Genomic DNA, 13,679 nt, shown 5'->3' on the forward strand with positions numbered 1-13,679 from the left:
CCGCGAAAGGAGAAGATCATGGCCAAATCCAGCAACGACAAGCGCATCGATTATGTCGAGTTTTCCGTCGGCGACATCGCGCGCTCGCGCGACTTCTATGGAAAGGCGTTCGGCTGGTCCTTCAAGGACTACGGGCCGAGCTATTGCGAGTTCAACGACGGCCGCCTGGCCGGCGGCTTCGCTCTCGGCGGCCAGCGCAAGGCGGCAGGCGGGCCGCTGGTGATCCTTTATGCCGACAAGCTCGACGAGACCCAGGGCCATGTCGAGGAGGCCGGCGGAAAGATCGTCAAGCCCGCCTATTCCTTCCCGGGCGGCCGCCGCTTCCACTTTTCCGATCCGGATGGTTACGAGCTGGCGGTGTGGTCGGACAAGTGAAGAAGGTGAGGGGGCGCCGAGCCAAGCCCGGCGCCTCTATCGAATGGTTGGGCCGAATGGTTTAGGCGGGGCCATCGGGACTAATGCCGCTCCCGGCGCCAGGAGCGGAGATTGAACACTGACCGCGCGAGCCACCAAGGACCGATTGCGCGGCAGGTGTCCCCGCCCTGAACCCCTTGGAGATGCCTGCCGCTGCTGTTGTAACAAATTGTTCTCGCATCGTATAAGGCTGGCCAGAGGACCATCGCATATCGCACGGCGCATGACGGAACCGACACGAACGACAATACGGCAAAGGCTGTATGCTTTTTTGATCGCTGGCCTGGGCGGGCTGGCCGCATCGGCAATCTCGTTTTCGATGACGCTCTACGAAGCTGCCCACCCGCCAAAGGCGCCTGTTGTGCAGGCGGGCCAGCAGATCGATACTGGTCGCTGGTTTGTGACCTTGCGAACGGCACGTGTCGGAACCGTGCCGCCGACAGGCGTTCCCCCATCGCGGCCCGTGCAGCTTGTGATGGTGGATATGGATGTGGTGAACCGTTCCGCCACCCCCAACAACGTGCTCCATCGCGTCGTCACGCTCAGCGCGCCGGCGCAAAGGCTGCCGATGCCAACGGTTTATCTCAATCGCGACAAGTATCTGGCGGGATATTTCAATCCCAACATGCCGGAACGCCTGACCATGGCTTAGGAGTGGCCGGCCGGTGTGCCCGTGCCCGACAAGGTGACGATCACCGTCACCGGCCAGATCTACAAGTTGCGCGACAATCTCTACGGCGCAAGCGGGTGGTACGACCGTGTTCCCGTTGCGACGGTCGATCTGCCGGTGGAGAAGGCGCCATGATGGGGATGGTGCGTTCGGCGCTGGCGCTGTTGTTCGCTGCCGCCGTGCTCTACGGCATGCAGCATACGCGTCCGCTGTACAGCGACATTACATCGCCGATAGTCTCTTCGGGCGGCATGAACAAGCGTGTGGAGGCCCGCGCCTTCGCGCTTTCTCTGGACAGCGCCAGGGTGTCGCATGTTCTCAACGTCGAGACCTTCGGCAAGTCAAAGACCTACACGAGTTCCGGCGTCTGGGTTGTGGTGAAGGCGAGGCCGAGGCGAAATTCGAGACCCTGGGTCTCACATCGGGCGAGTGCTGAGTCGCAGTGGCGTCCGGTATGTCCTGACCGACCGCGTGCCGGCAACGATCGAAATGATGCCGGGCGATGTCTACCAGCCCGGGCTGCCACGTCGGGTCCTTCTGGTGTTCGAAGTGCCGGAGGATGCCGTCGCCGGCGGGACCGTCGTGGTCGCACGCACAAAATTGCTGCCGCTCGACGACGAGATCCGCGTCGCCACGAATGTTTCCGGCAAAGACATCGAGCCGGCAATCACCATACGCCGAAACGAAGAGAGGCCGCCATGGACTGTTCTCCCGCAAAGGTGACGTCAACGCGGCGAGGCTACTGGCTGAGCATGATGGCGCTGGTGGTCGCACTGCCTGCCGCGCTGGCCGCGCAGACGTGGGGAAGCATCAAGGACTGGCGCTCCCAACATGCGCGCCAGCCGGTATCTGCGAGCTTGGGCCAGCCGGTCGATTATGCCGGCGCCAGATGGACCGTGACACGCTTCACCAGACTGGCAGGCAGCGCGGGAAGCGCCGTCGTGCTTGCCGAATTCGAAGCTCTCGCTGCTGACCCGAAAGCGCTCGGCTCGGTACCTTGCGAGGTGCGGCTTTCCGATGGCAGCGGTCGCGAATGGCGGCCAACCCTGTTTGCCGATCCGGTGGTCAGGAAGCAGTATCCGGAGGCCGAGCAACGGTCCCTGTGTGGCGGCATGGCATTCGCGGCGACGGAGCCCGGCAAACCGGCACGGATGGCTGCCAGCTTTTCGATTCCGCCTGCGGCGAGCAGCCTCACGCTACAGCCTCACGCTATCGATCGCCCTCTACTCGGGGCTGCCGAGTTATCTCAGATTCAGCGATCCGCGGACTTGACGCCATTCGCTTCGCCAGCCAGGGCGACCGCGGTCTCGAGCACGGCTGCAAGCAGCGCGACCCGGACCGCGTCGAGCAGGAGTCCTCCGTCGAGTTCACTTGGGCTGCCGATGAACAGGCTGATGGCATCGGCGAAGATCTGCCAGGTCCCGAGATCATGCGCTCCGATCAGCCTCGTCAGGCCGTACCATGCCCAGGCGCCGGCCCACGAAATGGCCTGATAGGCGATGACGAAGGTGACAAGCGTGGCAAGCCCGGCACTGAGGGTCAGCTTGAGGCAAGTCCAGACCGGCGAGTAGCGGCTGCGGTAGCCGCCAACGAAGTGAGACGCGAAATCCTTCAGCCACTTCTGCCAGGAGGTTACGCGCGATGGCGCGGGACCGGGAGCGGCCGGCGCGGAAAGTTCATAGCCGTTGATGATCGCCGCCATCACCAGCCAGACAATCGGCAGCAACGCGAAAAAGAAAAGATTCTGAAGCTGCTCGCCGAAGGGAACCGGCCGGAATTCCACGGGAACGAACTGGCCGGCCGCGGCCGCCTGGCTTATCGGCGCAAGCAAATCGAGGCTGAGTTGTTGCAGAGCGGCGCCTGCGCCCAAGCCAGCGGATGAACTGGTCCTTCCATACGCCGAGCGCGTAGAGGCCGATGAAGACCCAGGTTGCGTCCGTCGCTACGATCAGCAGCCGCCAGTAGGGGTGAGAGGCGCGCGCATTCAGTCGCTTGGCGGCCAAACGCACCAGCCAACATATGACGATCGACAGTGCCACGCCGCTTAACTGAAGAATGGCGAAGATGTCGACGCTCTTGCCGAGATCGGCTTGGGCGAGCGCCATGCGCGAATATTCGCGAACCGTATCCCCAAGAAACCCCAGGCGGCATAATAGGCGAAGAACGGCAGGATCGCAGCGGCGGTAATCGCCAGGACTGGCTCGCGCTTTGTTTCGTCCACTCCCTTTTTGGCTTTTTGCCTCAGTGCCGCCACCGCCGGCATATGCGGCCGGAGCACCACGAACATCGTGACCAGCACCGTCAGCTTAGCGAGGACCACCAGCGACAGCATGACCATTCCGCCCAGCGGGAATTGGTGGCCGATCGTCACGGCGCCCTGAAGCAGCAGACCATGAGCGATCATACCAGGCAGCCGACGAGCAATAGCTGCGGCCAGCACTGGACAAGCAACCTCGCGGTTAATGCAAGCGGCCGATATATGTCCTTAATTGCCGTGGTCATCGCGTCGGCTTCGTGCTCCGATCCTGGACTTTAAGAATTTGTTTCACCGAACCGTCCGCCTTCAGACCGTTGCAAATCAAATTCAAACAACCTGGAGTTGAATTCGATCGGAGGTATCGCAAGTTTACCTCATCCACCTTGCAGGCGATGGGAGCTGCGGTTCCAATCATGGCATTCGGCGTCCGTCAAATCCGTTTCACAGCGCAGCCATGCTCGGCCAAGTTGTTTCCGAGCGATCGGGTTCCCCGTCATCATCTAAATCAATTCATCAATCCGTCAAAACCCTTGGAATCACAGGGAAGTCGAACCTGGCTGTTAGCCGCATAAGCAACGTTGCGTTACTGCTATGCCCCTTGCGCAGTCAATAGCTTGTGCTTTTCGAAGATCGCCAGTTTCTGCGGATAAGTGATCCGCACCTTGGCGTTGCACCCGTCGCATCTGAAGTGCGCGATCGTTTTCAGCGCAGAGCCCTTCCTTACCGCCGGATAGGAGCAATCCGGACAATCGAATGCGAGGGCAACATCAGACAGGTCTTCGGCCAAACCCATTTCCATCTCCTTTGCAAGCGCTGTGGCTACACTCTGGCGAGACTCAAAGGGCAATTAAGATGCCAATCCGGCTGTGCCAAAGCGGGACTGGAACGATTCGTCTCGGGACGCCGCCCAGCTAGCGCGCCGTTTCTGCGCCCTTTGGACGACGAAGCGACCTGACCTTCTCCAGCAGTTCGCGCTCACTGGTGGTAATGTTTCGGAAGATTGCGACAATCATAACCGCTAAGGCTTCGGCATCCCAGCTTAAAGGGTCGATGTGTTCATCTGCGCAAACCTGATCGAACACGCGTTCACAAATAGCCAAATCGTGAGGGCTGAGGCGGGTGCGATTGAAACGCCGGCGCGGCATTTGCGAACCTTCGAGGCTCGCTGCCCGTGCAAAAGAAGCGGGCCTTCGCAACAAACGCGAGCCGTTGAGTGGTTGTTCCCAGCTACAAGCTTTTGTTACGCCGACCAACGGCAGGATCCGCGTCTCGGCTCCATGCGACGCCAGAAGTGCCTTCGTGGGATGGCGTAAAATTCGTCTGTGGTCGTCATTTGACGACTGTTCAAAGCTGTTTCCGTTGAGCATTCTCAGCGCCAAGCGCGGGGACGGAGATGTTCTTCAAACAGAATCCAATGGATCATTTGGCAGACGATCCCATTATCCGCTGCGATATCGCAGCTAGGGTGCTAAAGGCCGCCGAGAGCGATGGAAATCTCCCGATTGCGTGGCGTGTGTTCAGATTGCCGCAAGCTGCAGAAAGACCCTGTCAAACCCGCGCGTCTCTTGGCCCAATGCATGTTGCGCAAAAGCCCTTGGTCCTGACCCAGGGCCTGACGCGAGGGTGCGCAGCGGTTTGCGATAACTTGCATAAAAAACAAAAACTTAAAGCGCGTCGCATGAATCCGTTCAAATCCGACGCGCTTTGATGCCGAGCGCGCGGTTTAAGACGGCCGGCGCCGCTTGGGGGCGTTGGGGTAAGGACGCTTGACGGCGCCGGCCAGGCGGATTGGGGTCCGCCGCGTTGGATAGTACCGATCTTGGCAAATCAAGTAATTCCGTTATCGCGGAATGTCAGGAGCGGTCGACAACGCTCAGTCCTTTGCATCGTCATCGTCTTGCACAGAGCCATCGTTTTCATCTGCCAGGCTTTCAACCCCGGCCAGCTGCCGGTCGGCCACTTCTTTGGCGAGGCCCACCAAGGCGTCGACCTCTTGCATCTGGTCCACGTGACCGCCATTGGCGACGTGTTTCCGGATCCTCTTCAGTTGGTCAGAGGTTCGTCGCAACGTTTCGGCGATTGACAGCTTCTTGGCCACGCCTGCATCTCCTGCATCCCAACCAACCATCCAGACGAGCAAGCGTTCCGGCGGGAAAGCTTTTGTGGCAAAAAAGTCGATACTCCATCGACCCGCACGATCCAGCCCCTCTTTTAGGGTGAACAAGCCGTCCTGGCATTAAAGGTGCGCCGCAATGGGTCAACACGTCTGGCACCGCAATTGCATGGGCAGCAATGGGGGGCGAATGGGGGGGCCCCGCCGCTTCGCAAATGGAGCGGCGGGGCTTTTTTGCGTTTCAGCCATCACCCGTCAGCGGCAGGTGCTGCATGATGAGCCCCTCGCCAAAGATGATGCCGCTGGTGTGCTTGTGGTTCTAATCCGGATCCTGGAAGTCCGCGCCTTCCATTGAGCAAGATCGAGCGGCCCGGCAGCCCTATTGGGGGACTATCAGCAGGCCGCCGGGCCTTGACCGCCAGCGGGCTTAAGAGGAGGCGCTGTGCTGGCTGAGCAAAACCTGCGCTCAAGACAACGCAATAGCATCATTCGAATGAACACTTTCGTCCATCTACATCTCGTTGTTTTTGATGCGGCGTCGCCGCCGGGCAGGTGAGGGGCGGGTGCCGCTGACTTCTGAGTCGTCCCCCGGGACCGCCGCCAATTCTCTGGGATGAACTTGACGCCAGCTGCTTCGAGCGCAGGAAAGCGGGACGGACGCCACGGCCTCTAGCGTGTCCGCACCCCACCGATATCTCTTCGAGCCGGCCCGGGAGTCGTTGGGCAGCTCTGTGTGTAACAACTAGTCGGATCCTATTTGCAGAATTATGGTCAGTCTGCGATGCCAAGGCCCGCTTTCCTTAGCGAGCCGAGGAAAAACTCGACATCTTGCGAACGGGCCAACCGCGCCGAAACCACCTGGCGCATGTTCTTCACCAAATCAGGTTGATTTTGGTTCAGCCATGTGACCTCGCGATCAGCCGCGATTTTGTATCCTCCCTCGCCGAAAACGGCAGCGGCAAGCAAATGATAGACCGGATTCGACGGAAATGGCGATTTGTTGATCCACATAGCTGCCTGCGGATAATCCCCGCTGAAATACGAGCAAAGGGCCAGATCCACGTCATAGTAGCCTGACCCCGGGTTCTTCTGACGCGCCTCCGCTATCAACTGGCATCCGTCATGCCAATTTCCAGAAACCGCCAGGCGCTCTCCATATTCGCCCATAAACTCGGTGTCGTTCGGGTTGATGGTCAAAGTCTGCTTGCCCACTTTCAATGCGGCATCGATCTCCTTGTGGAAATAGAGCGCAACCATTTCCGCCTGGCGTCCCCGGACGTTGACAGGATCAAGCCCCACAGATCGCCTTGCCGCTGCCAAGGCGCGATCGAGCGCAGCGGCGGACTCTGCGGGGTCGCCTGAAAACTCGAATCGGTAGTCATCTATGTAGATCAACGAGAGAAGACCCCAGGCGGTGGCGTAGGTCGGAAAGCGGTCCACCGCCTTCTCAAGGCACGCGCGTACCGATGACCGGCTTTCTGCATCGACACCGACCCGATATGCGTAAAAAGAAAGCGTGCAAGAGTAGGCGGCCCAATCGTCGGGCGGATTGACGACGTGGAGATTGGCGTCTGCCTGGAAGATGGCGCCATATGCCTGGGCCAGGCTCGATGACACATTACTCGCGATGTCCGTCTGGACTTCCACAAGCTGCGCCACTTTCAGCCCGCCATCATAGCTTTCTGCCCACAGAACCGAGTTGTCCGCCCGGTTGAGCAGCCGGACCCGAAGCCGGAAGGCATCGGTCGACAGGTTCACGCTTCCGGCCAGGACAAATCGTGCCGGCGAGATCGATGGATCCTCCCCCTTTGCGGCCGACTCCACGACCACGATATCTTTGAACTTGGAAAGCTGGCTGACGACTTCCTGCCTCAATCCACTGGCGATGGCCTTGGAGGCTTCCGTTCCTGAAAGGTCGTCAAACGTCTCGACCAGCAGTCGCGGGATCTCAGGCGAAGTCGGGCGAACACCGCTCCTCGCCAATCCCAATGCCAGAACAGCCAATGCAGCGACGATTGCCGCAAGAGCCACCGTCAGCCATGACGCCTTCATCCATCGAGGAGGGGGCGGGACTTTCTCTGCCCGGTTGACTGGCAAGGCCGGCTCAATGGTCTCGGGGGTCGCTCGCACCGAGAACGTTGGAACGTAACCACCTTTCGGGATCGTGATGAGAATTGGATCGTCGTGTCCGGCAGTCAGATAGTATCGCTCGAGCCCGCGCCGGAGGTGGCCAGCCTCGATTCGGACAATCGGATCCGTCTGCGGGTCGAAGGACATGTCACGGCCGAACACTTCGACTGCGATCGAATAGGCCTTGATACGATCACCGCGACCCGCCAGCGTCTCCTCCACAACATGGCTGAGGAAGCGGCGCTCGCGACCGGTTGCATCGAACTCCGCGCTGTTGAGGATCCGGGCAAGCTGGGCACGACAATCCTCTGGGGCGAGCCTATGCCCGTTCCCAGCAGCTGTTTCCGCCCGAATCACCTTGGTTCCCTCACATGACCTTGCCGGAGCCGCTGTACTGGAGTTTCTGGCCTTGCAAATCGATGAGTCCTTGATCCGCCTAGTAGTCGAAGCTGAATGCATCGAGGGCCTTCAGCTGGTCGGCGACGGCCCACAAGATGGGAATCGGCTTCCGGCTCGATGACGGTTTGTCCCCAGGCGGCCGAGTCCGCAAGCGCCAGCCCGACGCAAAACCCAATGCCCAGCCGCAGCGGCCGAGTTCCCGTGCCGCAATTCGCTCTTATTACGGCCACGCGAGCCTCCCTGTAAAAAGAACGCTTCCCGATCGAGGTATGACTAAAGTCTAGCGAGTTGAGCAGATACCGCTATTGGCCTTTGGGGAACCGCAGCCCTAGCGGGTGCATCTGTCCGAGGGCAAGGCACTGGAACGCCCGCTGCGATCAGCGCCAGGCCGAGGTAGCGCGGTGCCGCCTTGCCGAATCGACTCCCGCCCTGCGGATCCGTTGGATGGTTCGCCTCACGATCGGGAAGGCCATCCAGGAAGACTGGCCGCGCTAATTGACCTTTGGGAAGGAGGCAGAAACCTATTGCAGCCCAAAATGAGATCGCCCGAAAGGCCGGGAAACTAGTTTTAGTTTAAGTTGCCTGAGGACGACGCGAGCGCCGCCTGGATCGCCGATCAGCAAGGCGGCAGGGAAGGGTTTTTGGAGATAGGCGACGCAGCCCAAGCGAACGGCTTCGACCTGGCACCGTCATCGACGGCGGTAATGAAAATGACAGGGAGCCAAGGATCGGAGCTCTGCAAGTGCCGCATGAGCTCCAGTCCGGAAATCCCACCGAGCTGGATATCGAGCACGACGCACAAGATCGAGCTTGCCGGGTCGCGACCGAGAAAGGTTTCAGCCGATCCATAACCCTCAGTCGGAAATCCATGGGCGTTGAGCAGGCGCTCGACACTCCTCCGCATGCTGGGATCGTCCTCTACGACGGCTATCCTGCCTGGCAAGCTTTCCAAGGCGCGCCCCTTTCCCGTCTTGGCATCTGGGTAACCACATCCGGACGGTAGGCATAACCGGGCGCGTATGATACTGGCCTAAGGGGCAGAACCGCCTCTTTTTGGGGCGTTCAGGAGTCCCAGTCGCTCGGCGATCGACACCATCTCGGCCAGCGAATTCACTTCAAGCTTCTCCATGATCGCGTGCCTGTGGGCCTTCACCGTCCTTTCGGACGTGCCAAGTTCGAAAGCCACCTGCTTGTTGCGCTTACCGCGCACGACCAAGTCGAAGACCTGAAACTCGCGCGGCGTCAGGCCGGCTGCGAGTGCATGAAGCTTGTCGATTCTATGATGCTCGGCGCAGCGTTTCTCGTTCTGCAGCAGCGCACGATTGATGGCCTCCAGCAGGTCCTTGGCCGAGACGGGCTTCTCCAGAAAATCCTCGGCACCCGCCTTGATGGCGCGAACAGTCGTGGCGATATCGCCGTGCCCGGTGAGGAAGACGGTCGGCAAAAGCGGCGCCGCCTGTGAAAGGCGGTCCTGCAGATCCGCGCCGCTCAGGCCGGGCATCTGCAGGTCGAGCAGTATGCAGCCTGGTTCCGCTGTCGGCAGGCGCGAAAGGATCTCTTCACCCGAACCGTAGGAAGCTACTCGAAACCCGGACGCCTCGACCAGCCGGCCGAGAGCCGTTCGAAACGACGCGTCGTCGTCGACAATGTGGATGACCGGTGTCATTGGATGCTCTGCGCCAGCGGCAGGTCGAAGCGAAAGACGGTGCCGCCCTCCGGGCGGTTGGCTGCCCAGATCCTGCCGCCATACGTCTCGATGATCGTCCGCGCGATGGACAGGCCCAGTCCAGTGCCTGCCGGCTTGGTGGTATAGAAGGGATCGAAGACTGCGGCAAGCCGCTCATTGGGGATGCCGACGCCCGTATCCGAAATCGAGAGCTCGACCGTGGAGTTGTTGGTAATGGCGGTCTGGAATTCGAGTCTCCGCTCTGGCGAAGCCTTCTCATCCATCGCATCCATCGCATTCATCGCGAGATTGATGATGACCTGCTGGATGTGAACCCTGTCGGCGCGCACGGGCAGGTGCCTGGCCCCCCGAACCGAACGGACGGATACTTTCTGGCGTTCGGCTTCGGCGTGCAGGATGTTGATTGAACTGTCGAGAACCTCGTTGAGGTCGAAATCCTGCCAATCGATCTCGCCCCGCTTCTTGAGCATTTTGCGCAGGCGCTGAATGATGTCTCCCGCGCGCTGGTCATCGTCCTTTATGTCGGCGATGATCTGTTGGATGAGCTTGAGGTCGGGCTGATCGCTCTGAAGCAGTATCTCGGCCGCTTCCGCGTTGCTGCGTATCGCGCCGAGCGGCTGGTTGAGTTCATGCGCGATCGACGCGGACAGGGCGCCCGCCGTTGCGGACTGGTTGAGATGGACGACCTCGAGCAGGCGATGACGCGACTGGATTTCAGCTGCATGCCGGCGGCGACGCTCGTAGAACAGTCCGAGGATCGCCAGGCTCTGCGCCAGCAAGGCCAAGCCGACGAGGGTGATCTGCCATCGATACGTCTCCCAAAGCGTCGGCGTATAGTGAAGGATATTGGCGTCGTCCGGGAGGCTGGCCTTGTCCAAACCCCAGCGTTCTAGTTGACGCCAGTCGAGGACCGGAAAATTGGTCGCATAGACAATCTGCGGAGCGGATTCGTCACCGGAAATACGTTCAATGACCTTGGCCGCAATGTCTTCGCCGATGGACCGATACGTCCCCATGTTGCCGCCCACTATTCCCAGGCCGACATACGAACTCAGCAGACCGTAGCTCGGCGCACCGGAAACCGCCGCGATTTTCGCGGCGGCATCGCGGGGGCGATACTTCGTGCCGCTGGCATCCTCGAAAATCGTAAGGATGGGCAGGATGGTCTGTGCCGTCAACTTCTCTGTTTCGGCCATCATCGATTCGAGCGTGAGGCCGGAGAGATACTCAACGGGCAGATCGTGATATCTGTCGCCTAGGATGTGCCGGGCATTGTCCTGCCAGGATCGATCGAATTCAGCCGATCCAGACACCACCACGATCCGTCGGGCGTCGGGCTGCAGGCCGATTGCGAGATCTGTCGTCTTCGCGATGTCGTAACCGCTGACCACCCCTTTCATGTCCGGCCGGGGAGAAAGTCGCTTCAGCGACCTCTCGCTCAGGTCTCCAAAGATGATGGCGGCGGTCGGGGCAATGGGGCTACGATGATCCAAAATGAAGCGCAAAGCTTCAGGGCCGACCGCGACAACCACGTGAAGAGGAATGCTTTCGAATTTTGCGTGCAAACCATCAGCCAAACGTCGCAGATGGTCCGGTGTAGAAAAACGGCCGCTATCCAGGAATTCCGTATAGATCTCCAGCTTCGTCGTCGCCAGCTTTCCGAGGCCCTTTGCCAGTCCGTCGGCGATCTCGATGGCGGATGTCATCGTGCTGCTATCCTGGTGCAGGATCAAAATACGGTGGACGGCCGGGTCGGCGCTCGCAGTCGCAATGGTCAGGCTCGCTTTAAACGCAAGAATGGTGGCCGCTGACAGGACGTTTCGGGTCGATCGTCCGTTGTAACTTCTGATAAGGGCCGTTTTGGAGACCGCCGACGCAAGTCGACCTAAGCAGCGGATTGCTCGTACGGTCAGCCTGAAGATCCCCGGCGGGTTGCAGGTTCGTGAGGCAAAGAACGCGATCACAAGAGGAAGCAAGGAGCGGGCGTGCGACGGCAAGGCCAAGCAGGATAGAGCCAGCATCGTGCGCACCATGCGGAAACGCTCCTCTGCCAGCCCACCCCAGCCAATATTAGCAGCCGTCTGCGTCATGCGGACAGTAACCCAGGCAACCCCGTACTGGTGAAGATCAGGGCAAGGTGGGCACGACCTCTGGGGTGAGCTGATGCCCGCTCCCCGCGGCTTTGTCCGCCTGGATCACCTTGGTTCCCTCACCTGACGTTCTGGGGTGACTACTCCCAGTTATATTTCATTTTTCGCCGGTTACCTCTTGCTGCGCAATTTACATGCGCGAGACAATTCCCGCAATACTCCCAGTAGTCTGAACGGATAACATTGGAATGACGGCGACGATTTGTGCAATGCAGCGGCGGACGACAACGGATCAACAGTTAGGCGGCCTCACCGGCAAGCGCAATTTGAATTTGCGATTTTATAGGCTTGGTGCCCACTGCGCTCGCTATGGTTGTTCAGAAATTACCCTGTAGCCCACGTAACTTACATTCCGCAGCCGCCTCCATGCGATAGGCTACGGCGGTCTCGGGATACGAATTGCGCCATGAGGATGGACGACAAACCGGCTGATAGACAAAGAGGGGTCTCGGCGGCGGTGCGTCGATTCCCGCAATTTGAATTCGCGATCCATCGGCTGATGGACCGAAGTGAGGGCTTTCAGGATATGTGCGAGGAACTTGCAGAAGCGGAGCTCGCACTGTCGAGGATCGACAAGGTCCCGCCGGCATTGCGCGAGGCTAGACGAGCCGAATGGCAGGAACTGGTGGATCGGTTGGTTGGAGAAGTCGGAGCCGTGCTGCACGCGGACGCCACCCGGAAACCGCGTGTCATTCCGTGGCCGCCACGCCAGAACTAAGCGGAGGCTGGCTTGGAATTTCTGTCTGGCAAGCGATCTCTACAACTATAGCAGCCATGCTCCCGGCCCTGCTTGCCGTCACGGTAAGCCCCGATAGCTGATCCGACGACTTCGGATTCCGCACGGGAATTTCCCTGCTGTTCCCGAAGTAGGCCCGGCACTGTCCCTCCGTGACTGGCACGAACAAATGAACCACTGTCGACATGAAAAACGATCGGAATCCGAAATCCATTAGCAGCGCAGCGCGAATACAGATATGTTGTCACGGCGGTGCGATCGCATCGGACATGAAGTAAAAGACGGAATTAGAGGGGACTTCGATATGGGAATCATCCGAGCTCTGGTGTTGGCTTCGGCGGGAACAGCGGCAGCCCTGTTTGCGGTGCCGGCGATCGCTGCGGACGCTGCGACGCAACTTCCTGAAGCCGCACCCGTGCCTGCTGAAGCCGCGCCGGCCTGGACCTTCACCGCAGAGCCCTATTTCTGGATGGCAGGAATGAAGGGCAGGGTGGGCGTCAGGGGCCTGTCACCGGTAGATATCGACGTCGATTTCAGCCAGATCTTCGACCACATCGATTGGTCTCCCCCGCCGGTCATGTTTGCCGGTGAGGCGCGCAATGGCCGCTACGCTCTTTTCACTGACTTCATATACCTGGGACTTGAGGCCGATGGCACGTCGCGCGGTCCGTTGGCGCTTTTTTCGGCCGAAGCGAACATGAACACGGTGGTGTGGACCTTCGGCGGCTCCTATCGGGTCGTCGACAATGGCACCGCAACCTTGGACGTTCTGGCCGGCGGACGGCTTTGGTACGTCGATGCGGATCTGACCGTTACTGGCCCTCTCGCCGTAAGAGAGGCCAGCGGCAGCAAGACCTGGGTCGACCCCATTATTGGTGTGGCCGGCGATGTCGCTCTCGGGAACGGATTCGGACTCCATGGCGAGGCGGATGTCGGTGGCTTCGGCCTTGGCGCCGACATCGACTGGCAAGTGCAGGGTACGCTTCAATACCGGTACAGTGATTCGGTCACGCTGGAAGCGGGCTATCGCTACCTTGCCGTAGACTACGAGGACGACGGATTTGTGTTTGACATAGCAATGCAGGGACCAATCATCGGCGCCAGATTTCGGTTCTGATTGGAT

At 60.0% G+C, this 13,679-nt stretch carries 16 protein-coding genes and 1 pseudogene; 7 read left to right on the plus strand and 10 right to left on the minus strand.

The features are described 5' to 3' along the window. Positions 1–18 precede the first annotated feature (18 nt). The 4 genes from NMG70_RS19860 to NMG70_RS19875 all read left to right on the plus strand — a co-directional run bounded on the left by NMG70_RS19860 (position 19) and on the right by NMG70_RS19875 (position 1,807). A complete protein-coding gene (locus NMG70_RS19860; RefSeq protein ID WP_254026104.1) occupies positions 19–375 on the plus strand; it encodes a VOC family protein in 357 nt (118 codons plus the stop codon). 358 nt (positions 376–733) lie between these two features. Beyond that, positions 734–1,066: a hypothetical protein gene (locus tag NMG70_RS19865; protein WP_254026105.1), complete on the plus strand. Its 333-nt coding sequence runs from the start codon at positions 734–736 to the stop codon at positions 1,064–1,066. A gap of 15 nt (positions 1,067–1,081) precedes the next feature. Next, a complete protein-coding gene (locus tag NMG70_RS19870) occupies positions 1,082–1,219 on the plus strand; it encodes a hypothetical protein (RefSeq protein WP_254026106.1) in 138 nt (45 codons plus the stop codon). A 294-nt stretch (positions 1,220–1,513) separates the two neighbouring features. Then, positions 1,514–1,807, plus strand: coding sequence for a hypothetical protein (locus NMG70_RS19875; RefSeq protein ID WP_254026107.1), 294 nt, complete (start codon positions 1,514–1,516; stop codon positions 1,805–1,807). Positions 1,808–2,336: 529 nt separating this feature from the next. On the opposite strand, the gene NMG70_RS19880 is transcribed toward NMG70_RS19875, so the two are convergent. From NMG70_RS19880 to NMG70_RS19900, 5 genes are all read right to left on the minus strand, one after another. Next, a complete protein-coding gene (locus tag NMG70_RS19880) occupies positions 2,337–2,786 on the minus strand; it encodes a hypothetical protein (RefSeq protein WP_436798425.1) in 450 nt (149 codons plus the stop codon). Then, the gene (locus NMG70_RS19885) at positions 2,761–3,189 is read right to left on the minus strand and encodes a hypothetical protein (RefSeq protein ID WP_254026109.1); all 429 of its coding nucleotides are present in this window, start codon (positions 3,187–3,189) and stop codon (positions 2,761–2,763) included. Before NMG70_RS19885 ends, NMG70_RS19880 begins: the two co-directional genes overlap by 26 nt. Then, positions 3,129–3,488 carry a hypothetical protein gene (locus tag NMG70_RS19890; RefSeq protein WP_254026110.1) on the minus strand — a complete coding sequence of 120 codons (360 nt, stop codon included), beginning with the start codon at positions 3,486–3,488 and terminating at the stop codon, positions 3,129–3,131. The genes NMG70_RS19885 and NMG70_RS19890 overlap by 61 nt, the downstream gene beginning before the upstream one ends. A gap of 442 nt (positions 3,489–3,930) precedes the next feature. Beyond that, on the minus strand, positions 3,931–4,134 hold the full coding sequence (locus tag NMG70_RS19895; protein ID WP_254026111.1) for a hypothetical protein: 204 nt from the start codon (positions 4,132–4,134) through the stop codon (positions 3,931–3,933). A gap of 118 nt (positions 4,135–4,252) precedes the next feature. Next, positions 4,253–4,708: a hypothetical protein gene (locus NMG70_RS19900; protein ID WP_254026112.1), complete on the minus strand. Its 456-nt coding sequence runs from the start codon at positions 4,706–4,708 to the stop codon at positions 4,253–4,255. Positions 4,709–4,734: 26 nt separating this feature from the next. Between NMG70_RS19900 and NMG70_RS19905 the strand changes: the two genes are divergently transcribed. Further along, the gene (locus NMG70_RS19905) at positions 4,735–5,049 is read left to right on the plus strand and encodes a hypothetical protein (protein WP_254026113.1); all 315 of its coding nucleotides are present in this window, start codon (positions 4,735–4,737) and stop codon (positions 5,047–5,049) included. Positions 5,050–5,214: 165 nt separating this feature from the next. Here the strand turns inward: NMG70_RS19905 and NMG70_RS19910 are convergent, their stop codons facing one another. From NMG70_RS19910 to NMG70_RS19930, 5 genes and pseudogenes are all read right to left on the minus strand, one after another. Beyond that, a complete protein-coding gene (locus NMG70_RS19910) occupies positions 5,215–5,565 on the minus strand; it encodes a hypothetical protein (protein ID WP_254026114.1) in 351 nt (116 codons plus the stop codon). 660 nt (positions 5,566–6,225) lie between these two features. Next, positions 6,226–7,941 (minus strand): hypothetical protein, encoded by a 1,716-nt coding sequence (locus tag NMG70_RS19915; RefSeq protein WP_254026115.1) that lies wholly within the window; start codon positions 7,939–7,941, stop codon positions 6,226–6,228. A gap of 610 nt (positions 7,942–8,551) precedes the next feature. Continuing rightward, positions 8,552–8,887, minus strand: a pseudogene (locus NMG70_RS19920) (response regulator transcription factor). 126 nt (positions 8,888–9,013) lie between these two features. Then, positions 9,014–9,649 (minus strand): response regulator transcription factor, encoded by a 636-nt coding sequence (locus NMG70_RS19925; protein WP_254026116.1) that lies wholly within the window; start codon positions 9,647–9,649, stop codon positions 9,014–9,016. Further along, a complete protein-coding gene (locus NMG70_RS19930; RefSeq protein WP_254026117.1) occupies positions 9,646–11,760 on the minus strand; it encodes an ATP-binding protein in 2,115 nt (704 codons plus the stop codon). Before NMG70_RS19930 ends, NMG70_RS19925 begins: the two co-directional genes overlap by 4 nt. Positions 11,761–12,226: 466 nt before the next feature. Here NMG70_RS19930 and NMG70_RS19935 point away from each other — a divergent pair, with 466 nt between their 5' ends. Both NMG70_RS19935 and NMG70_RS19940 read left to right on the plus strand, forming a co-directional pair. After that, positions 12,227–12,538 carry a hypothetical protein gene (locus NMG70_RS19935; RefSeq protein ID WP_254026118.1) on the plus strand — a complete coding sequence of 104 codons (312 nt, stop codon included), beginning with the start codon at positions 12,227–12,229 and terminating at the stop codon, positions 12,536–12,538. 256 nt (positions 12,539–12,794) lie between these two features. After that, entirely contained in the window at positions 12,795–13,673 is an 879-nt protein-coding gene (locus tag NMG70_RS19940) for a YfaZ family protein (protein ID WP_254026119.1), read from the plus strand. Positions 13,674–13,679: the final 6 nt, after the last annotated feature.

Source organism: Mesorhizobium ventifaucium (assembly GCF_935822925.1).
GTDB lineage: Bacteria > Pseudomonadota > Alphaproteobacteria > Rhizobiales > Rhizobiaceae > Mesorhizobium > Mesorhizobium ventifaucium.

Coding starts and splice junctions, on each gene's coding strand:
- NMG70_RS19935 (WP_254026118.1), top strand. CDS start 12,227: ATGAGGATGGACGACAAACCGGCTGATAGACAAAGAGGGGTCTCGGCG.
- NMG70_RS19900 (WP_254026112.1), bottom strand. CDS start 4,708: ATGCTCAACGGAAACAGCTTTGAACAGTCGTCAAATGACGACCACAGA.
- NMG70_RS19865 (WP_254026105.1), top strand. CDS start 734: ATGACGCTCTACGAAGCTGCCCACCCGCCAAAGGCGCCTGTTGTGCAG.
- NMG70_RS19885 (WP_254026109.1), bottom strand. CDS start 3,189: ATGGCGCTCGCCCAAGCCGATCTCGGCAAGAGCGTCGACATCTTCGCC.
- NMG70_RS19940 (WP_254026119.1), top strand. CDS start 12,795: ATGTTGTCACGGCGGTGCGATCGCATCGGACATGAAGTAAAAGACGGA.
- NMG70_RS19880 (WP_436798425.1), bottom strand. CDS start 2,786: ATGGCGGCGATCATCAACGGCTATGAACTTTCCGCGCCGGCCGCTCCC.
- NMG70_RS19860 (WP_254026104.1), top strand. CDS start 19: ATGGCCAAATCCAGCAACGACAAGCGCATCGATTATGTCGAGTTTTCC.
- NMG70_RS19930 (WP_254026117.1), bottom strand. CDS start 11,760: ATGACGCAGACGGCTGCTAATATTGGCTGGGGTGGGCTGGCAGAGGAG.
- NMG70_RS19905 (WP_254026113.1), top strand. CDS start 4,735: ATGTTCTTCAAACAGAATCCAATGGATCATTTGGCAGACGATCCCATT.
- NMG70_RS19890 (WP_254026110.1), bottom strand. CDS start 3,488: ATGATCGCTCATGGTCTGCTGCTTCAGGGCGCCGTGACGATCGGCCAC.
- NMG70_RS19925 (WP_254026116.1), bottom strand. CDS start 9,649: ATGACACCGGTCATCCACATTGTCGACGACGACGCGTCGTTTCGAACG.
- NMG70_RS19895 (WP_254026111.1), bottom strand. CDS start 4,134: ATGGGTTTGGCCGAAGACCTGTCTGATGTTGCCCTCGCATTCGATTGT.